Origin of the sequence: Novosphingobium sp. ST904 (assembly GCF_001298105.1) — a bacterium.
In the GTDB taxonomy this organism is placed as follows: domain Bacteria; phylum Pseudomonadota; class Alphaproteobacteria; order Sphingomonadales; family Sphingomonadaceae; genus Novosphingobium.
The window spans coordinates 123,415-142,019 of the sequence record NZ_LGJH01000158.1 but is presented as its reverse complement, the minus strand read 5'-3'; the positions used below and the strand labels follow the sequence as shown (position 1 = coordinate 142,019).

Genomic DNA, 18,605 nt, shown 5'->3' with positions numbered 1-18,605 from the left:
AAAATGCCTCCCGGGGCATTCTCGACCAGCCCCTAGCGGAGAGCACTTTGAGCGATTTGGACAATTTCGACGACCTCGCCACCTTCACCAAGCTGGTCGGCGGTGGCCGCCGCAAGGAGTGGACCGGAGCCGTCGTCAACCCGCCGATCTGGCGGGCCAGCACGCACCTTTACGAAAACACCGCAGCGCTCGCCGAAGGCCCGCGCCGCAACGAGGACGGCCGCTTCTTCTACGGCCGCCGCGGCGCGCCGACGCAGTGGGCACTCTGCGAGGCGCTGACCAAGATCGAACCCGGCGCTCACGGCACGGTGATCTACCCTTCGGGTGTAGCGGCCATCGCGGGCGTCATGCTCACGCTGCTGCGGCCCGGCGACGTGGTGATGATCACCGACAATGCCTATGACCCCACCCGCTCCATGGGCACGGGAATGCTCGCCGACTTCGGCATCGAGACCCGCTTCTTCGACCCGCTGGACCTTGCCGCATACGAAGCGATGTTCTGCGAGCGCACACGCGCAGTGCTGATCGAAGCCCCGGGCAGCCTGTCGATGGAAGTCTGCGACGTGCCGGAAATGGCCCGAATCGCGCGGAACAAGGGCGCGGTGTCGGTGCTTGACAACACCTGGGCCAGCCCGCTCGGCTTCGCGGGACTGAAAAAGGGCGTGGACATCACCGTGATGGCGCTGACCAAGCATGTCGGCGGCCACTCCGACCTGATGATGGGCAGCGCCAGTGCGGGCGAGGAACTCTACGGCAAGCTGCGCGAACGCGCGCAGCAGCTTGGCATCGTGGTGTCTCCGGACGATGCCGCCCTCGCCTTGCGCGGGCTGCGCACACTGGGCGTGCGTCTGCGACAGGAGGCCGAATCCGCCCTCAGGATCGCCCAATGGCTCGATGCGCGGCCGGAAGTGGCGCAAGTGCTCTGCCCGATGCTCCCCTCCTCGCCTGGCCATGATCTTTGGACGCGCGATTTCACGGGCGGCTGCGGATTGTTCAGCTTCGTGTTCAAGAGCGGCACACTGGCCGACCGCAACCGCTTCATCGACGCTCTCAACCTCTTCGCGATCGGCTATTCCTGGGGCGGCTTCGAAAGCCTCGTGGTGCCGATCGAGCCTACCAGGCACCGCAGCATCATGCCCTGGCCGCCCCAAGCGCAGGACGAGGCCAACCGCTTCGGCGTGCGCCTCGCCGTGGGCCTCGAAGATACCGACGACCTCATTGCCGACATCGAGCAGGCGCTCGCGGTGATGGCGCAGGGATGAGCAACCCGGTCGCCCGCATGGTCATGGCCAGCCCGACTCCCTCGGCCACGGCTTCGGCGGCCGCCCATCGGCCGGTCGATCAGCCTCTGGCAGGGGCGGACGGGCTGAAGCACGCCGTGACCTCGCGCGGCGGCTTTCTCAGCGATTTCGTGGACACGCTGGACCGGCTGGCCGTGCAGGTCGGATACAGCCGCGTGTCTGTCTGGGATCTCGTCGTGCTGCTGCTGGTGCTCGCGCTGGTGGTTTCCGCGGCATGGTTCGCCAGCAGGCTCTCCAGCCGCCTGCTCCGCTCTGCCACGGGGCTGGACCAGACGCAGCGCCTGCTGGCGGAAAAGCTCGTCAGCCTGCTGATCTGGACGATCGCGATCCTCGTCGGCATCGACGTGCTGGGCATCGACCTCACGGCGCTCACGGTGTTCTCGGGCGCGTTCGGCCTTGCCATAGGCTTCGGCCTGCAGAAGACCTTCGGCAACCTGATCGCGGGCATCATCCTCCTGATGGACAAGTCCATCAAGCCGGGCGACGTCATCACCATCACCGATGCCGGCGGCATGTCCACATTCGGCCAGATCCGCCGGATCGGCATCCGGGCCGTCTCTCTGACGACACGCGATCAGAAGGAATACCTGATCCCGAACGAGAACCTGATGATCAATCAGGTCGAGAACTGGTCCTATTCCAGCAAGAACGTCCGCATCCAGGTGCCGGTGGGCGTCGCGTTTTCGGCGGATATCGTGAAGGCCGAACAGCTCATGCTCGAAGCGGCACGCAGCGTACCGCGCGTGCTGGTCGCGCCGCCGCCCACGGTGTGGCTGGATTCCTTCACCGAGAACGGCGTCCGCTTCGTGATCCATTGCTGGATTACCGATCCGGAGGAAGGCGTCGGCAACGTGCGATCCGACGTCCTCAAGAAGCTATGGGAACTGTTCCGGGAACACGGGATCGAAGTCCCCTATGCCAAGCGAGACATCAACCTGCGCGACACCGACGCATTCCGCGCCCTGCTGGATGCCATGAAGAACCGCAACGAGGAACCGTCCCGCTGACCGGGATCACGAAGCCATGCGCTTCGGCTTCTCCATTTCCAGCCGGTTGCGCCCCTTGGCCTTTGCGCAGAACAACGCGAGTTCGGCTCGCTCGATAGTGCTGTCGAGACTGTCCGCAATGCGGGCCACGCTACCGCTGGTGGTAATGGCGAAGCGGCTCTCGCCGATCTTCTGCCGCAGGTCCGCCAGAGTGGAAACCACGCGACTGCAGATCGCCTGCGCCTGTTCCGGCGTGGTACGCGGCAACAGCACGGCGAAACGCTCCGAACCGATCCGCGAGATGATGTCGTCCGAGCGAAGTATCTCGCGCAGCAGGTCGGCAAAGACACGCAGCACATCGTCGCCGGTGGTCTGGCCGTATTTCATGTTGATGGTGCGGAAGAAGTCGATGCTGAACATGGCCAGGCACCCTTCCATGCCGGAAGCGATCATATGCTCCAGCATCGATATGAACGCCGCGCGATTGGTAAGGCGGGTCAACGGATCGGTGTAGGTCGCGGCGAAAAGCTGGTCGCGCAGTTCGCGGCGCTCATCGATGGAGCGCATCACCGCCAGTGCCCCGTAGACGGTGCCGTCGTCATTACGCAGCGGACGAATCTGCATCTCGAACCAGCTTTCCCGCGCATCGGCGGTGATGGCCGGGAATTCAACCCAGCGGTCGGGCTGCTCGCCCGCGATGGCCGCCTTCAGCGCGCGCGAGACCACACCCCGTCCGGTCTCCGCCACGAGGTCCAGCAGATGCGGCCCCATCGGCTCCGGCAGCAGGCGAATGCCGAGCTTGCCGATGCCCGGCGAAGCATGAAGGATCAGGCCTTCGCGATTGGTCTTCAGAATAATGTCAGACGTGGTTTCCGCCAGCAGCCCGTACAAAGCGGAACTTTCCTGAACGGTGAAATTCATGCCCATCTTGGTAACGCCCCGGATCAGAGGGATCGCAACTCGATCCAAAGAAGGTTCAGCCGAAAGGAACCCGGCCAAATAAATTCGACGCTTGGATCGCCGAACCTGTTAGCCAAAACCCCTCATTGAAATGAGAAAATCCAGCCATACAACTTCCGAAATCCAGCGACCCGGCAATAACTTCGCAAAAAAAGAATTAGCCCCGTTATCTAACTCACTTTAATACAAAGTATTGTTATTTATGCATTTACCATCAGAGGATTGAGTCGGAAAGAGGCTTGTCCCCATCTATGGGAACTCGAGCAATCCGGTGCTGATTTCAGAGTTCGATCATGATCCGGACCTTGTCCGGGCTGGTCTCCACGGCGGCGGCGATCTGTTCACGGCAACGGGCGATGAGTTCGGGCAACCCGGCAACGGTGCGTCCGGGACGAAGCTCTGCCGCGGTTACGCCCAGTTCCTCGGCAATGGCGTCCAGACGCTCTTCGATGGGCCGGGCCCGGCCCTGCTCCCAGGCCCAGACCGTAGGTTTGCTGACGCCGAGGCGCGCAGCCAGTTCGCCCTGGGTGAAACCGCGCAGCTTGCGAAGCCGGTGAAGACGCTCTCCGAAGCTCTCCCCGCCGATTGCGGCCGGAGCACTGGTCATGGGAGAGGCGCCGAGATCGACCTCCTGCACTGCACTGCGCAGCTGCGCCGCACTGAGGACGGAGGGGGAAATCGGAGTTTCGAAGGCACAGCCGTACAGCTTGCCACTGGCCCATACGACGCGGCCGCGTGATACCGGCCTGCGGCAGCTCGATGTCGATGGTCTCGCCGATCTCCAGATCGATGCGGCTCTCCATCAACATCCCGCTTTCCGAGAAATTGTGGATCACCACCGGCATCTCCACGCCGGATGCCAGCGCACCCTGCGTTTCCAGGAGCAGGCGGCGGCGCTGCGCGCGCGGCTTAACACCCTGCTGGTCGCCCCTGGGACCGTTTTCGGCGAGATTTTCTTCAAAATGTGCCGCTATGGGCATGGCGCATTCTCCACGAGAATCGCAACGTGAGCGCAGGGGATTAAAATTCCGTTAGCAGAACAGCTAATTTCGGCACGCAAAAGCACGGAAATATGAGGCCTCGGGGCCACAGGTGCGACGAAATCGAGAATCCGGCGTTAAGGACTTTCTAACCGGGATATCCGTAGCTTTCCGGGCAATTAAACGGGGTTGCAGTGTTCGATATCTATCTTTGCATCCGCGATGGGCATGACCTGCGACTGGTCCTGCTCGCCGCCTTGATCTGTCTGCTTTCTTCGCTGACGGCGCTGCTTCTCCTACGCCAGGCAAAGCGCTGCGAAGGAGCGGTCCGCCGACGCTGGTGGACCATGGCGGGCGCCAGCGCGGGCTTCGGCATCTGGGCCACGCATTTCGTGGCCATGCTCGGATACGTCCCCGGCATGATCGTCGGCTATTCCCCGGCGCTGACACTCGTGTCACTGGTCATCCCGATCATGACGACCGGCCTCGCCTTCGCTCTGACCCTCGGAAAGCCCGGTCGCAGGACGGTGGCCTTCGCCAGCGCGATCTGCGGCTCGGGCATTGCCGCGATGCATTACACCGGCATGCTGGCGATGGAGCTTCCGGCAGCGCCGCACTGGAACACCGGCTATGTCGCAGCCTCTGTTGCCCTTGCCATCCTGCCGCTCTACCCCGCGCTGAAGCTGGCACTGCGCGACGGCCGTTTGCGCAGCCTACTCGGCGCAACGGCCCTGCTCGCCGGCGCCGTCGTCGCCCTCCACTTCACCGGCATGACGGCACTTTCGCTTACACCGGCGCGCGTCGTCATCACCGAACAGTCTATCTCCCCGCGCGAGATGATCGGCGCAGTCACCACCGTGACCCTGCTCATCATCGCGCTCTCGGCGATCTCGCTTGCCATCAGCCGTCGCACCGCAGCCGCGGTGGCGGCCAGCGAGCGCCAGTTCTCATTCCTGGTGCGCGGGATTTCCGACTGCGCGATCTACATGCTGGACCGCGAAGGCCGGGTCGTGAACTGGAACGCCGGTGCCCAGCGCCTCAAGGGCTATGCCGAATCCGAGGCTCTGGGCCTGCCCGTCGCCACTTTCTACACGCCTGAGGACCGCGCCGCAGAGCTGGACAGGCTGGCACTGGAAACCGCGCGAACGGAAGGTCGCTTCTATGGCGAGGGCTGGCGCGTTCGCCGCGACGGCAGCCGCTTCTGGGCCCATGTCACGATCGAGCCGATGCTTGGCGAGCATGGCGAATCGATCGGCTTTGCGAAGATCACCCGCGACATGACCCGCTTCAAGGAAGCGCAGGACCGCATTGCCGAGGCCAGCCGCCAGCGCGACGCCGCCCTGGGCCACATGCACCAGGGACTTTGCCTGTTCGACGCCAAAGAACGCCTTGTCCTGTGCAACCCCCGTTTCCTCGAAATGTACGGATTGCCGGACGGCGCACTGCCCCCCGGCCTCCTGCTGGAGGAAGTGATCGGCCGTTGCAGCGTGAACCGCTTCGAGCCGCAGGCCGTCACCGAACGTGTCGCGCATGTCCGGCGGATGATCCGCGACAATCTCGCCGCACCGTTGCATCCCCCGATCCTCGCCCAGTATCCCGACGGTCAGGTCGTTTCTATCGCCAACCGCCCCATGCCCGATGGTGGCTGGGTCTCGACGTTCGACGACATCACGCGCCAGCACGAATCGGAAGCGCGCATCGCGCACATGGCCATGCACGACGGCCTCACCGGCCTGCCCAATCGCACACGCTTCAACTTGTGGATCGACGAGATGCTCGAACAGGCATCGCGCTACGGCAAGCGGCTGGGCGTGACCGCCATCGATCTCGACCGTTTCAAGGAAATCAACGACACTTATGGCCACGCCTGGGGTGATGTCGTGCTCGCGGAACTGGCCCGGCGGCTCCAGTCGGTGATCGGCGAGGACGAGATCGCCGCGCGCCTCGGCGGCGACGAATTCGGGCTCGCCAAGCTTTTCGACACCGACGAACAACTCGCGGACTTCCTCCGCAGGATCGAGCCTTGCTTCGCTTCTCCCGTCGAGCATGAAGGGCAGGAACTCGTCTTCGGCGGCAGCCTCGGCATCGCCGCCTATCCGCATGACGCGCGAACCGCGAGACCCTGCTCAACAACGCCGATCTCGCGATGTACCGCGCCAAGCTCCAGATCGGCGAACGCATCTGCTATTACGAGCCCGGCATGGACGAAACCGCCCGTGCCCGCCGCCAGCTTGCCAACGATCTGCGGCAGGCCGTCGAGAAGCAGGAATTCGTCCTCCTCTACCAGCCGCAATGCCAACTGCGCAGCGGCGAAACTTCCGGCTACGAGGCGCTCGTCCGCTGGCACCACCCGCTGCGCGGGCTCGTCTCGCCGGACGAATTCATTCCCATCGCCGAGGAATCCGGCGCGATCCTCCAGATCGGTGAATGGGTGCTCGAAGAGGCCTGCCGGGAAGCGGTGAGCTGGCATTCCGAACACCGGATCGCCGTAAACGTATCTCCGATCCAGCTCGTCCAACAGGATCTGGCGCCGATCGTCGCCCGCATCCTGATCGAGACCGGCCTGCCTGCCCACCGGCTCGAACTGGAAATCACTGAAAGCGCCATCATTTCCGACAAGACCCGCGCACTTCACAACTTGCGCCAGTTGAAGGAACTCGGCGTCGCCATCGCGATGGACGATTTCGGCACCGGCTATTCGTCGCTCGACACGCTCCATTCGTTTCCGTTCGACAAGATCAAGATCGACAAGTCGTTCCTGCTCGAATCGGACGACAACGAACAGGCCCGCGCCATCATCCGCGCGGTGCTCGCCCTCGGGCAATCGCTGCGCATCCCGGTACTGGCCGAAGGCGTGGAGACCGAGAGCCAGTTCGACCTCCTTATCCGTGAAGGCTGCGAGGAAGCGCAGGGCTATTTCCTCGGCCGCCCCGACCGCGCGCCCAGCATGTCCCTTTCGGATAAATGGCAGCCAGTAGCGGCCGAAGCCGGCTAGGCAGCATCGCTGGATTGAAAAAGGAAAACCTTCTCAATTACCCAATTGACGGAACGCATATTCGGCATATGTCTCGCATTGCGCATTTCACGAGGGGGAAATTCATGAAATCCGTAAATACCATCAAGGCTGCTTTCGCAGCCGTACTGTTGCTGCCTGCGGTTCCGGCACTCGCGGCAGACAAGCCTGCTTCGGCTCCCGCTTTGGTCAACGAGGAATTCGGCGTTCCCGTATTCCCCTACGACATGACCGACCGACCTTACGAGGTCGTCGGAGAAGTGAAGGCCGGGGTCCGCAAGGCCACCATCTTCAGCAAGGCCCCCGATCAGGGCAAGATCTACCGCGAACTGTGGGAACGCGCGCAGAAGCTCGGCGCCGATGCCGTGATCAAGGCCCAGTACGGCGACGCTCACGTCACCGCGATGAGCTGGGGATCCGTGACGGCCACCGGAGTGGCTGTCCGCTTCACCGACAAGCCGGCCCAGTAATTTCGTGGTTCTGGCACTGCTGACCGGAGCGGCGCTCGTCGCCGCGCCGGTTTCTGCCCAGCCGGTTCCTGCCCAGCCGGCGCCGAGCACATCGGCAGAGTCCGTTCCGCCTGCAACCGCGACGATCGCTGTCACAGGCGGAGCCAGCGCTCAGTCGGTGCCGCCGGGAACCCCGGTTCGGCTCATGGTCATGCGGGAAATTTCCAGCCGCACGGCCAAGGCGGGAGACCGATTTCTCCTGAGGGTCGACGAACCGGTCTACATCGACGGGAGGCCGGTCATTCCGGTCGGCACCAAGGCCTGGGGCGAGATCGTCAGCCTCGAAGGAAACGGCGCGGTCGGCAAGGGCGGACGTCTTGCCGCCCGTTTCGTCGAGCTTGAGCTGGCGGATGGCATGAAACTGCCCTTGCGCGGAGACATGAACGAGCGGGGCGCTGGAAACGGAGCCGGAGTCGTGCTAGCCGTTGTCGGTTTCGGGCTGCTCGGCCTGCTCACTGCGGGCGACAGCGCCCGCTTCAAGGGCGGCCAGACGATCACCGCCTATGTGGACAGGATCGCCGAGCCTGTTCAAACCTCGCTGCCAGCCACCCCACCGGTCGGTCCGGGCACCGAGGCATCACCGCAAACCCTTTCGGAAAGGCCGGAACCGGCCGCCTGAACGGCACCTAGCGGCAGTCTAAAGCCCCTCTTGCCCCGCACAAAGCCATTCTGGCTGGCAATCGGAAGCAAGGGGGATCATCTGCGCCACCATGCAAGCGAATCCCGCCTCTGTCGGTCGAGTCTTCCTGGTTGGCGCCGGTCCCGGCGATCCCGACCTCCTGACCCTGCGCGCCGCGCGGTTGCTGATGAATGCCGCGATCATCGTGCATGACGGCCTCGTCGATCCGGCGATCCTCGCCATGGCGCGTCCGTCTGCCCGGCTGATTTCTGTTGCCAAGAGCCGCGCACGGCACACCATGAAGCAGGAGGAGATCAACGCCCTCCTCGTGCGCGAAGCCCTCGCCGGCAACGACGTCGTGCGGCTCAAGGGCGGCGATCCCTTCGTTTTCGGCCGTGGCGGCGAGGAAGCCGAAGCCTGCCATGCCGCCGGCGTGCCGGTGGAAGTGGTGCCGGGAATCTCCTCGGCGCTGGGCGCTTCCGCTGCCGCACAGATACCGCTGACGCACCGGGACCATGCCTCGATCGTCACGTTCGTCGCCGGCCAGTGCAAGGGGCTCACCGATCAGGACTGGTCGGGACTTGCCGGCAAGGGTCGTACGCTGGTGATCTTCATGGGAATCGCCACCTCGGCCCAGATCGCGGAAAAGCTCATGGCCGACGGGCTCGCGCCCGATGTGCCGGTCGCGGTGATCGAAAACGCCACCCGTTCGCGGATGCGTGTGCTGCGCGGTCCGCTTGCGGGCCTTGCCGACCTGATCGCGGATGCGAAGGTGCAAAGTCCGGCGCTTATCGTTATCGGGCACGTCACCGCAGAACCCGACAACACCATTCGCGCCCTTGCGCTGGAGGCAACAAAGTGAAGATCCTGACGGGCAACGACCTGAAGACCGGAGCGGTCATCTGGTGGACCGGCGTGGGCTGGTCGCTCGACGTCAACGAATCCGCCGACGTGGGCGAACATGGCGCCGCGCTCCTCGCGCGCGAGGAAGGCGCCCAGAATGTCGTCGGCGGCTATATCGTCGATGGTGCGAAGACCGAGGAAGGCATTCGTCCCGCCCATATCAAGGAGCGCATCCGCGCCCTCGGGCCGACCGTGCGCCTAGACCTGACGCTCAAGCCGTCCGACCCCGAAGCCGTGAACTGGGTGATCTGATGTACAAGTACGACGAATACGACCAGCAGATGGTCGATACGCGCGTCGCGGAATTCCGTGACCAGGTGCGCCGCCGCCTTGCCGGTGACCTTACCGAGGACCAGTTCAAGCCGCTGCGCCTGCAGAACGGCCTCTACCTCCAGCTTCATGCCTACATGCTGCGCGTCGCCGTGCCCTACGGCACGCTGAACTCCGCGCAGATGAAGCTGCTCGGCGATATCGCGGACAAGTACGATCGCGGCTACGGCCACTTCACCACCCGCCAGAACATCCAGTACAACTGGATCAAGCTGGAAGACACGCCCGACATCCTGGCCGAACTCGCCAAGGTGGAGATGCATGCCATCCAGACCAGCGGCAATTGCATCCGCAACATTTCCTCGGACCAGTACGCGGGAGCGGCCGCCGACGAGATCATCGATCCGCGCCCTTACGCCGAACTGCTGCGCCAGTGGTCCAGCTTCCACCCGGAATTCCTGGTGCTGCCGCGCAAGTTCAAGATCTGCGTCATCGCCTCCGAAACGGACCGCGCGGCGATGCGCCTGCACGACATCGGCATCAAGATGGTGCGCAACGATTCCGGCGAGATCGGCGCACAGTTCTATGCGGGCGGCGGCATGGGCCGCACCCCGATGATCGCGCCGCTGATCCGCGAATTCGTGCCGCTGGACCAGCTCATCACCTATTCCGAGGCATGCCTGCGCGTCTACAACCGCTACGGCCGCCGCGACAACAAGTACAAGGCGCGCATCAAGATCCTCGTCCATGAACTGGGCCGCGACGAATATGTCCGCCAGGTCGAGGAAGAATTCGCGCACCTGCTGACCCAGCCGATCGAGCCGCCACTGGCCGAGCTGGAGCGCATCGAGGCGCACTTCACCGGACCCGACTTCGAAGCCGGCGCTTCGAACGATCTGGACCTGTCCGATCCCGACTTCCGCCTCTGGGTGGAGCGCAACACGCACGCCCACAAGCAGGCCGGCTATGTGATCGCCACCGTCAGCCTCAAGCCCGTGGGCGGCATTCCGGGCGATGCCACGGCCGACCAGATCCGCCTGATGGCGCAGCTCGCCAAGGACTACAGCTTCGACGAGCTGCGCGTCACTCACGCGCAGAACATCGTCTTCCCGCACGTCCGGAAAGCAGACCTCTACACCCTGTGGCAGGCGCTGGACGAAGCAGGCCTGTCCACCGCCAATCTCGACACCGTGGGCGATATCATCGCCTGCCCCGGCCTCGACTATTGCGCGCTGGCCAATGCCCGCTCGATCCCGGTGGCGCAGAAGATCTCCGAACGTTTCGGCAGCGCCGAACGCCAGGCCGAGATCGGCGAGCTGAAGCTGAAGATCTCGGGCTGCATCAATGCCTGCGGCCACCACCACGCGGGCCACATCGGCATCCTCGGCGTCGACAAGAAGGGCCTGGAAAACTACCAGCTCCTGCTTGGCGGCAGCGAGGGCGCGGACACTTCGCTCGGCCAGATCACCGGCCCCGGCTTCACCGAGGACGGCGTGGTCGATGCCATCGAGAAGGCCACCGAGGTCTATCTCGCCAACAAGCAGGGCGAGGAACGCTTCCTCGACACCTATCGCCGTATCGGCATGGCCCCGTTCAAGGAGGCGATCTATGGTTGACGTTCAATTCCGCTTCCGTGACGACGAGGCGGTCAACGATCCGGCCATCACGGTCGACGCCTTCTCGGAGCAGACCAACGCCACGGCCGTGCGCATCGAGCCGGGCGACGATGCCCGCGATCTCCTGCCGCATCTCGACCGGCTGTCCCTTGTGGAAGTGAGCTTCCCGGCGTGGACCGACGGGCGCGGATACTCCTCCGCCCGGCTTCTGCGCGAAGCAGGCTACCAGGGCGAGATGCGGGCCGTGGGCGATCTGGTGATCGACATGCTCTCGCACCTCAAGCGCTGCGGTTTTGACGCTTTCGCGCCCGACAAGGCACTCAACGCGGAAGATGCGCAGAACGCATTCGATCGCTGGGAAAACGTCTACCAGGCCACCGTCGTCGACGGTCGCCAGGCGATCTGGGCAAAGCGCCACCCGGCGTAACCGTCCTTCCGGAAGGGAACAATCGATGCCCCACACCGAAGTTGCACGTATCCGCGACCTGATCGACACCGGTCCTCGTTTCGACGAGGCCGATGCCGTTCGCCTCAACCGCCTCTTCCGCGCACCGAAACGACCGAAATGCTCGAAACGGTGCTCAAGGAAGGCATGGCGGGCGATGTCGCGATCGTGTCCAGCTTCGGTGCGGAATCGGCGGTGCTGCTGCACCTCGTCAGCCGCGTCGATCCGGGCGTGGCGGTGCTGTTCCTTGAAACCGGCAAGCATTTCCCCGAAACGCTCGCCTATCGCGACCTCCTCGTCGAGCGGCTGGGGCTGACCAATCTCATCAACCTGCTGCCCGACGCCGAGGAACTGGCGAAGAAGGACGAGAACGGCCTGCGCTGGTCCTACGACCCCGACGGCTGCTGCGAGATCCGCAAGGTCAAGCCGCTGGAGAAGGCGCTGCTGGGCTATGACGCCTCCTTCACCGGCCGCAAGGCATTCCAGGCCTCCACCCGCGCCACCCTGCCGCGTTTCGAGGTGGACACGACCGACACACAGGGCCGCCTGAAGATCAACCCGCTGATCGACTGGTCGCCCGAGCGCATCGCCGCCTATATCGCCGAGCATGATCTGCCTCCGCACCCGCTGGTGGTGCAGGGTTATCCGTCTATCGGCTGCATGCCCTGCACCAGCAAGGTCGCCGAAGGCGAGGACCCGCGTTCGGGTCGCTGGCGCGGATGGAACAAGACCGAGTGCGGCATCCATGTCGCCACCCTCTCGGAACACACCACCAAGAACGCACCGGAGTTCGACCCCGGGCTCTGAACCGGAAGGCCTGCCCCCAATCAGGCGGGCCTTTCTCCTTTCCGGCAAGACGGGGACGGCCAGGCGCACGCCGGAGTTTCGGCGACGATCAGGGCAACACATTGCAACGAACGCGACAAGGCGTGCAAATATTGCACGGCCCGGCGGGTTGGCATTGCCAAGCGCTGGACTAGATCGCAGATGCCCCCAATATTGCAGTGCAACATGACCGATCAGCTCGATACTCCCCGCCACACCCACCCCGCGCTCGTCATTCTGGCGCTGGCGATGGGTGCCTTCGCCATCGGCACCACCGAATTCGCGGCCATGAGCCTCGTGCCCTATTTCGCGCGCGATCTCGGCCTGACGGAGCCGGAGGCGGGCCATGCCATCAGCACTTACGCGCTGGGCGTCGTCGTCGGGGCGCCGGTGATCGCCGTACTGGCGGCCAAGCTGCCGCGCCGGGCGCTGCTGATCGGGCTCATGGCCCTCTTCGCGGTGGGCAACGCGCTTTCCGCGATGGCGCCGACATACCCGCTGCTCCTGCTGTTCCGCTTCATCAGCGGCCTGCCGCATGGCGCCTACTTCGGCATCGCCGCGCTGGTGGCCGCCTCGATGGTGCCCGCGAACAGGCGCGCGCAGTCCGTGGCGCTCGTCATGTCGGGCCTGACCGTGGCGACGATCATCGGCGTGCCGCTGGCGAACTGGCTGGGACAGGCGTTCGGCTGGCGCACCGGATTTGCCATCGTCTCCGTGCTGGCCATCATCACCATGGCCCTCGTCGCGCTCTATGCTCCGCACCAGAAGGCGGCCGAAGGCGCCAGCCCGATGCGCGAACTGGGCGCCCTGCGCCGCCCGCAAGTCCTGCTGACCCTGCTGACCGGGGCCATCGGCTTCGGCGGCCTCTTCGCCGTCTACACCTACATCGCCTCGACCATGATCGAAGTGACCAGGGTGTCCGAACACCTCGTGCCGGTGGTGCTCGCGGTCTTCGGCGTGGGCATGACGGTGGGCAACCTGTTCTGGGCATGGGCCGCGGACCGATCGCTGAACAAGGCTGCCATCGGCGCCCTGCTGTTCAGCGCATTCGCGCTCGCCCTGTTCCCGATGGCCGCCGGCAACGTCTGGACGCTCAGCGTGGTCGTCGTCATGATCGGTTTCGCTGGCGGCCTCGGCACGATCCTCCAGACCCGCCTCATGGACGTTGCCGGAGACGCGCAGGCGCTCGCAGCGGCAGCGCATCACAGCGCCTTCAACATGGCGAATGCGCTGGGCCCGTGGCTCGGCGGCCTCGCGATCTCGGCGGGCTATGGCCTGACCTCGACCGGGTGGATCGGCATGTGCCTGTCGCTGGGCGGTCTCGCGATCTTCCTCGTCACGCTGGCCTTGCACAAGCGCGAGGGCGAAGTCGGCGGCCAGCCCGTTCCCGCCTGCGGCTGACCGGCCCTACGCCGCAAGAAAAAGGCCCGCGAGTTCGTCACTCGCGGGCCTTTTCGTATCCTGACCGGGGCTGAGCCTCAGCCGATCATCATCAGGCTGGCATTGCCGCCCGCTGCCGTGGTGTTGATCGAGGTAGACACCTCCTCCAGCAGCCAGACGAGGTTCGGCCCGGCCGAGGTATGGACCGGAACGATCGGCCCCGGCATCGCCGCAACCGCCTCGCAGGCCGCGCGAACCGCCTCGGCATCGCCTTCCACGAGACAGGCGGAGAAATGCTCGGCCGCATCCGGCGCGAAACGGGCGGCGACCGCCTCGGGCAGCCCACCCGGAAGCGCCATGCCCACAACCGTCGCCGTATTGCCGCTGGCCAGCACCGCCGCCATCTGCGCGTAGAGACCCTCTTGCGTTGCCGGGCGCAGCAGGACGCGGCCGCGCGGGTGAAGGGCGTAGAGATTGGTTTCGCCCACGGGCCCCGGAAGGCTGACTTCGAGGCCCAGTGCCGAACCGCTCGCAAGCGCGCGCGCGGCTGCCGCCGAGGCCGCACGCCCTGCCCGCTCAGCCAGGTCGCGAAAGCCTCGACCAGCGGAGCGGCGCGGGCGGGGGCATCCAGCACTTGCGGCGCCTGTTTGGCGAGGCGGCCGAGATAGAGCGGTCCGCCCGCCTTCGGCCCCGTGCCCGAAAGCCCGCGCCCGCCGAACGGCTGGACGCCGACGATGGCACCGATCGTGTTGCGGTTGACGTAGAGGTTGCCGGCGCGGATCGCGGAAGTGACCTGCTCCACCGTTGCATCGAGGCGGGTGTGCAGGCCGAAGGTAAGACCGTAGCCGGTGTCGTTGATGGCCGCGATCAGTTCGGGCAGTTCATCGCGCTTGAAGCGCACGACATGGAGCACGGGGCCGAACACTTCGCGTTCGAGCTGGGCGATGCTCGCGATCTCCACGATGGTCGGCGCAACGAACGTGCCGGCATCGCATGCCGCCGGGATCGCCACCTGTTCCACCTTGCAGCCGCGCGACTTCATCCGCGCGACATGGCCGTCAATCGCGCCCTTGGCCTCGGCGGTGATGACCGGCCCGATATCCACCGCGAGTTCCTGGGTATTGCCCACGCGCAGTTCGGCAAGCGCGCCCTTGAGCATCGTCAGCGTGCGATCGGCCACGTCCTCCTGAAGGCACAGGACGCGCAGCGCCGAACAGCGCTGCCCGGCGGAATCGAAGGCCGAGGCGATAACGTCGGCCACGACCTGCTCAGCAAGCGCGGAGGAATCGACGATCATCGCGTTCTGGCCGCCCGTTTCCGCGATAAACGGAACCGCGCGCCCGTCTGCCGAAACCCGGCCCGAAAGCTGCTTCTGGATCAGGCGCGCCACTTCGGTGGAACCGGTGAACATCACCGCAGCCACTTGCGGTGCCGCGACCAGAGCCGCCCCTACCCGGCCATCGCCCGGAACCAGCTGAAGCGCGTCCCTGGGAACGCCCGCCTCGTGCAGCAGGCGAACGGCCTCGGCAGCGATCAGCGGGGTTTCCTCGGCGGGCTTTGCCAGGACCGGGTTGCCCGCCACGAGCGCGGCGGCCACTTGCCCCGCAAAGATCGCGAGCGGAAAATTCCAGGGGCTGATGCAGACCACCGGGCCCAGCGGTGCCTGTTCGGCGCCGAAAGTCTCGCGCGCCTGCTTCGCGTAATAACGCAGGAAGTCGATCGCCTCGCGCACTTCGGCGATGGCATTGGCGGCGGACTTTCCGGCCTCGCGGATGACCAGGCCCATGAGCAGGCCAATCCGCTCCTGCATGGCATCGGCGGCAGCGTCCAGCATGGCGGCACGCTCGGCAACGGGCACACCGCCCCAACGGCTGATCGCGGCCCGCGCAACCGCAACCGCAGCCGCTTCCGGCGCGACCTCGATCACCTTGCCCACCACGTCGTCATGATCCGCCGGATTGAGAACCGCACGCGCCTCACCCTGTGCATTGGCGGGCATGGCGAACCATTCGCGCGCGGCGGACCGGCGCAAGTCTTCCGAAAGCGCGGCAAGCGCAGTCTCGTCGGCCATGTCGATCCCGTCCGAATTGCGGCGGCCGGGGTAGAGATCCGCGGCAAGCGGGATCAGGTCGTGACGGGCACCGGGATCGGGCATGGCGCGAACCACGTCCACCGGATCGGCCACCATGTCCGCCACCGGCACGGCAGGATCGGCGATGCGGTTCACGAACGAGGAGTTCGCACCGTTCTCCAGCAGGCGGCGCACGAGATAGGCCAGCAGCGTCTCGTGCGTTCCCACCGGGGCGTAGATACGGCAGGGACGGTCGAGATTGTCCTTGCCGACGACCTGCGAATAGAGCGGCTCGCCCATCCCGTGGAGGCACTGAAACTCATAGCGGCCAACCACGAAGTCCGGCCCGGCGAGATGGTAGATCGTCGCCAGCGTCTGCGCATTGTGCGTGGCGAACTGCGGGAACACGGCGTCCGGCGCCGCCAACAGCTTCTTCGCGCAGGCAACATACGACACGTCGGTATGGACCTTGCGGGTATAGACCGGGAAGTCGGCAAGCCCGTCCACTTGCGCGCGCTTGATCTCGGCATCCCAGTACGCGCCCTTGACCAGCCGCACCATCATGCGGCGGCCCGAGCGGCGGGCGAGATCGATGATCCAGTCAAGCACGAAGGGGCAGCGCTTGCCATAGGCCTGCACCACGAAACCGAGGCCATCCCAGCCCTTGAGTTCGGGATCGAGCGCCAGCGCTTCGAGCAGGTCGAGCGAGAGTTCGAGGCGGTCGGCTTCCTCGGCATCGATGTTGAGGCCGATGTCGTAGCCCTTGGCCAGCACCGCCAGCGCCTTAACGCGCGGCAGCAATTCGGCCATCACCCTGCCGGCCTGCGCGCGGCTGTAGCGCGGGTGGAGGGCCGAGAGCTTGATCGAGATTCCCGGGCCTTCGTAGATGCCCCGCCCCGCGCCGGCCTTGCCGATGGCGTGGATCGCATTGACGTAATCGGTGTTGTAGCGTTCGGCATCGGCGGCGGTGGTGGCCGCTTCGCCCAGCATGTCATAGCTGTAGCGGAAGCCCTTGGCCTCCAGTTCGCGGGCGCGCTTCACGGCCTCGCCGATGGTTTCGCCGGTCACGAACTGCTCGCCCATCAGCCGCATCGCAAGATCGACGCCGCGCCGTATCACCGGCTCGCCCGCCCGGGCGACTAGGCGCGTCAACGCCGCGCCCAGTCCCGTGTCGTCGACCGATCCCACCAGCTTCCCGGTCACCACCAGGCCCCAGGTCGCGGCATTGACGAACATCGACTTGCCGCCGCCGAGATGCGCGCTCCAGTCGCCATCGGAAATCTTGTCGCGGATCAGCGCATCGCGGGTCGCATTGTCGGGAATGCGCAGCAGCGCTTCGGCGAGGCACATGAGCGCGACGCCTTCCTGGCTGGAAAGGGAGTATTCCTGAACCAGCCCTTCGACGCCTGTGCCCTTGTGATTGGCGCGCAGCGTGGTGACGAGCGCGCTCGCGGTCTCGCGCACGTCCCGGCGCTGAGCATCGGGCAAGGTCGCCGCGTCGAGCAGAGGTGCCATGCAGGCGGCCTCGTCACGGCGGAAAGCCTCGGTGATGGCACGGCGCAGCGGGGTGGGTTCGCTGACGGCGGGGGCGAATGCGGCGAAGCGGGGCGTGTGGGTCATGAATCGCCAATATCCCAAGACCGCTTGGCAATCCGCCTTTTCACAGGCACAGATCGGACCATATGAACTTATATTTCGGCATCATGCAGGCCAAATGAATGGTAAATAGCCAGAAACAGGTCAATCTGGATGATCTTGACCGCAAGATCATTGCCGCCCTGCGCGCAGATGGCCGCATGAGCGTGACCGAACTCGCCCAGGTGGTGGGCCTGTCAAAGACGCCCTGTCAGGTGCGGATGCGGCGGCTGATCGATTCGGGCGTGATCCGCGGCTTTCGTGCGGTCGTCGATCCCGCCACCCTCGGGTTCGACCACGTGGCCTTCACCGAAGTGAAACTGTCGGATACGCGCGAACAGGCGCTGAAGGAATTCAACGCCGCCGTCCGCCGCATTCCCGAAGTGGAAGAGTGCCACATGCTCGCCAGCCATTTCGACTACCTGCTGAAAGTCCGCACCACCGACATCCGCCGCTACCGCGAGGTGCTGGGCGAAAAGCTGTCGAACCTGCCCCACGTTTCCAGCACATCGACTTATGTGGCGATGGAAACCGTGAAGGATGCAAGCAGCTAGCGGCAAGGAAAAGCAGGCCATGCGCAAGATAACCTTGGCGTCATGAGGGGGCCGATTGCGGAATGTCGGCTCACCGGCTCAGATCGACAGATAGCTGCCTGTCGCCTTCGGAGTGGCGCATCGCCGATCAAGGAGAATTCCGGCCGTCGGCAGGCGCCCCATAGCCGACCTTGCTGTGATGGGCTAAGATGTCTTTATGCCACCTGCGAACCCGCCGATGCCGCCGCGCAAGCCGTGCGAACTTACCCCGGAGCTGGCATCATTCATTCGTGAGACTGCGCAACGCATCTTCGGCAGCGAAGTTGTCGTGCGCAATTATGGCATTGATCCTAAGGCTCTCCGAATCCACGTGGAAACCGATGCCCACAACCTAGTGGTTGCCGATTTTATCGGTGCTCTTGTTACGCGCATTAATCACATTCCGAGTGTGTCGGTCACGGAAAGCGGAGCAAAACCTCAGGGCGATGCAAAGATTGCCTACCGGCAGGGTGACGTCCTTTAGGACAATCACGCCCGACGTCCGCTACCCACCCCCTCA

15 protein-coding genes and 3 pseudogenes are annotated in these 18,605 nt (G+C 64.9%); 15 read left to right on the top strand and 3 right to left on the bottom strand.

The features are described from left to right. Positions 1–47 precede the first annotated feature (47 nt). Positions 48–1,262 (top strand): cystathionine beta-lyase, encoded by a 1,215-nt coding sequence (gene metC, locus ADT71_RS21460; RefSeq protein WP_054440099.1) that lies wholly within the window; start codon positions 48–50, stop codon positions 1,260–1,262. Further along, the gene (locus ADT71_RS21455) at positions 1,259–2,308 is read left to right on the top strand and encodes a mechanosensitive ion channel family protein (RefSeq protein WP_082370479.1); all 1,050 of its coding nucleotides are present in this window, start codon (positions 1,259–1,261) and stop codon (positions 2,306–2,308) included. Before metC ends, ADT71_RS21455 begins: the two co-directional genes overlap by 4 nt. A gap of 6 nt (positions 2,309–2,314) precedes the next feature. Here the strand turns inward: ADT71_RS21455 and ADT71_RS21450 are convergent, their stop codons facing one another. Then, positions 2,315–3,208, bottom strand: coding sequence for a sensor domain-containing diguanylate cyclase (locus ADT71_RS21450; RefSeq protein ID WP_231636085.1), 894 nt, complete (start codon positions 3,206–3,208; stop codon positions 2,315–2,317). A gap of 319 nt (positions 3,209–3,527) precedes the next feature. After that, a complete protein-coding gene (locus ADT71_RS34245) occupies positions 3,528–3,854 on the bottom strand; it encodes a helix-turn-helix domain-containing protein (RefSeq protein WP_231636084.1) in 327 nt (108 codons plus the stop codon). Between ADT71_RS34245 and ADT71_RS34240 the strand changes: the two genes are divergently transcribed. From ADT71_RS34240 to ADT71_RS21400, 11 genes and pseudogenes are all read left to right on the top strand, one after another. Then, positions 3,853–4,257 (top strand): hypothetical protein, encoded by a 405-nt coding sequence (locus tag ADT71_RS34240; RefSeq protein ID WP_231636083.1) that lies wholly within the window; start codon positions 3,853–3,855, stop codon positions 4,255–4,257. The two genes, ADT71_RS34245 and ADT71_RS34240, sit on opposite strands and share 2 nt — an antisense overlap. A gap of 317 nt (positions 4,258–4,574) precedes the next feature. Then, a pseudogene (locus ADT71_RS34235) lies at positions 4,575–6,284 on the top strand (PAS-domain containing protein); the annotation flags it as partial. A gap of 89 nt (positions 6,285–6,373) precedes the next feature. Beyond that, positions 6,374–7,222, top strand: a complete 849-nt coding sequence (locus tag ADT71_RS34230; protein WP_369818318.1) for a putative bifunctional diguanylate cyclase/phosphodiesterase — start codon at positions 6,374–6,376, stop codon at positions 7,220–7,222. Between the two features lie 104 nt (positions 7,223–7,326). Continuing rightward, on the top strand, positions 7,327–7,710 hold the full coding sequence (locus tag ADT71_RS21435; protein WP_132469484.1) for a heavy metal-binding domain-containing protein: 384 nt from the start codon (positions 7,327–7,329) through the stop codon (positions 7,708–7,710). 4 nt (positions 7,711–7,714) lie between these two features. Continuing rightward, positions 7,715–8,368 (top strand): hypothetical protein, encoded by a 654-nt coding sequence (locus ADT71_RS21430; RefSeq protein ID WP_054440096.1) that lies wholly within the window; start codon positions 7,715–7,717, stop codon positions 8,366–8,368. 91 nt (positions 8,369–8,459) lie between these two features. Continuing rightward, entirely contained in the window at positions 8,460–9,230 is a 771-nt protein-coding gene (cobA, locus tag ADT71_RS21425) for a uroporphyrinogen-III C-methyltransferase (protein WP_054440094.1), read from the top strand. Beyond that, positions 9,227–9,523 (top strand): DUF2849 domain-containing protein, encoded by a 297-nt coding sequence (locus ADT71_RS21420; RefSeq protein WP_054440091.1) that lies wholly within the window; start codon positions 9,227–9,229, stop codon positions 9,521–9,523. Before cobA ends, ADT71_RS21420 begins: the two co-directional genes overlap by 4 nt. Then, on the top strand, positions 9,523–11,157 hold the full coding sequence (locus ADT71_RS21415; RefSeq protein WP_054440089.1) for a nitrite/sulfite reductase: 1,635 nt from the start codon (positions 9,523–9,525) through the stop codon (positions 11,155–11,157). The genes ADT71_RS21420 and ADT71_RS21415 overlap by 1 nt, the downstream gene beginning before the upstream one ends. After that, positions 11,150–11,584, top strand: coding sequence for a DUF934 domain-containing protein (locus ADT71_RS21410; RefSeq protein ID WP_054440087.1), 435 nt, complete (start codon positions 11,150–11,152; stop codon positions 11,582–11,584). Before ADT71_RS21415 ends, ADT71_RS21410 begins: the two co-directional genes overlap by 8 nt. A 25-nt stretch (positions 11,585–11,609) precedes the next feature. Then, positions 11,610–12,409, top strand: a pseudogene (locus ADT71_RS21405) (phosphoadenylyl-sulfate reductase). Positions 12,410–12,613: 204 nt separating this feature from the next. After that, positions 12,614–13,828, top strand: a complete 1,215-nt coding sequence (locus tag ADT71_RS21400; protein WP_054440085.1) for an MFS transporter — start codon at positions 12,614–12,616, stop codon at positions 13,826–13,828. Between the two features lie 77 nt (positions 13,829–13,905). Here ADT71_RS21400 and putA read toward each other — a convergent pair. Further along, positions 13,906–17,498 (bottom strand): annotated as a pseudogene (putA, locus tag ADT71_RS21395) (trifunctional transcriptional regulator/proline dehydrogenase/L-glutamate gamma-semialdehyde dehydrogenase). Positions 17,499–17,596: 98 nt separating this feature from the next. Here putA and ADT71_RS21390 point away from each other — a divergent pair. Then, positions 17,597–18,067, top strand: coding sequence for an Lrp/AsnC family transcriptional regulator (locus tag ADT71_RS21390; protein ID WP_054440084.1), 471 nt, complete (start codon positions 17,597–17,599; stop codon positions 18,065–18,067). A gap of 217 nt (positions 18,068–18,284) precedes the next feature. Beyond that, on the top strand, positions 18,285–18,569 hold the full coding sequence (locus tag ADT71_RS31605) for a hypothetical protein (protein ID WP_132469487.1): 285 nt from the start codon (positions 18,285–18,287) through the stop codon (positions 18,567–18,569). Positions 18,570–18,605 lie beyond the last annotated feature (36 nt).

Bases quoted from the DNA above. Each gene is read 5' to 3' on its own strand.
- ADT71_RS21455 (WP_082370479.1), top strand. From the start codon at position 1,259: ATGAGCAACCCGGTCGCCCGCATGGTCATGGCCAGCCCGACTCCCTCG.
- ADT71_RS21410 (WP_054440087.1), top strand. From the start codon at position 11,150: ATGGTTGACGTTCAATTCCGCTTCCGTGACGACGAGGCGGTCAACGAT.
- ADT71_RS21450 (WP_231636085.1), bottom strand. From the start codon at position 3,208: ATGAATTTCACCGTTCAGGAAAGTTCCGCTTTGTACGGGCTGCTGGCG.
- ADT71_RS34240 (WP_231636083.1), top strand. From the start codon at position 3,853: ATGGGAGAGGCGCCGAGATCGACCTCCTGCACTGCACTGCGCAGCTGC.
- ADT71_RS34230 (WP_369818318.1), top strand. From the start codon at position 6,374: ATGTACCGCGCCAAGCTCCAGATCGGCGAACGCATCTGCTATTACGAG.
- ADT71_RS21415 (WP_054440089.1), top strand. From the start codon at position 9,523: ATGTACAAGTACGACGAATACGACCAGCAGATGGTCGATACGCGCGTC.
- ADT71_RS21390 (WP_054440084.1), top strand. From the start codon at position 17,597: ATGGTAAATAGCCAGAAACAGGTCAATCTGGATGATCTTGACCGCAAG.
- ADT71_RS31605 (WP_132469487.1), top strand. From the start codon at position 18,285: ATGCCGCCGCGCAAGCCGTGCGAACTTACCCCGGAGCTGGCATCATTC.
- ADT71_RS21435 (WP_132469484.1), top strand. From the start codon at position 7,327: ATGAAATCCGTAAATACCATCAAGGCTGCTTTCGCAGCCGTACTGTTG.
- cobA (WP_054440094.1), top strand. From the start codon at position 8,460: ATGCAAGCGAATCCCGCCTCTGTCGGTCGAGTCTTCCTGGTTGGCGCC.
- ADT71_RS21400 (WP_054440085.1), top strand. From the start codon at position 12,614: ATGACCGATCAGCTCGATACTCCCCGCCACACCCACCCCGCGCTCGTC.
- ADT71_RS34245 (WP_231636084.1), bottom strand. From the start codon at position 3,854: ATGACCAGTGCTCCGGCCGCAATCGGCGGGGAGAGCTTCGGAGAGCGT.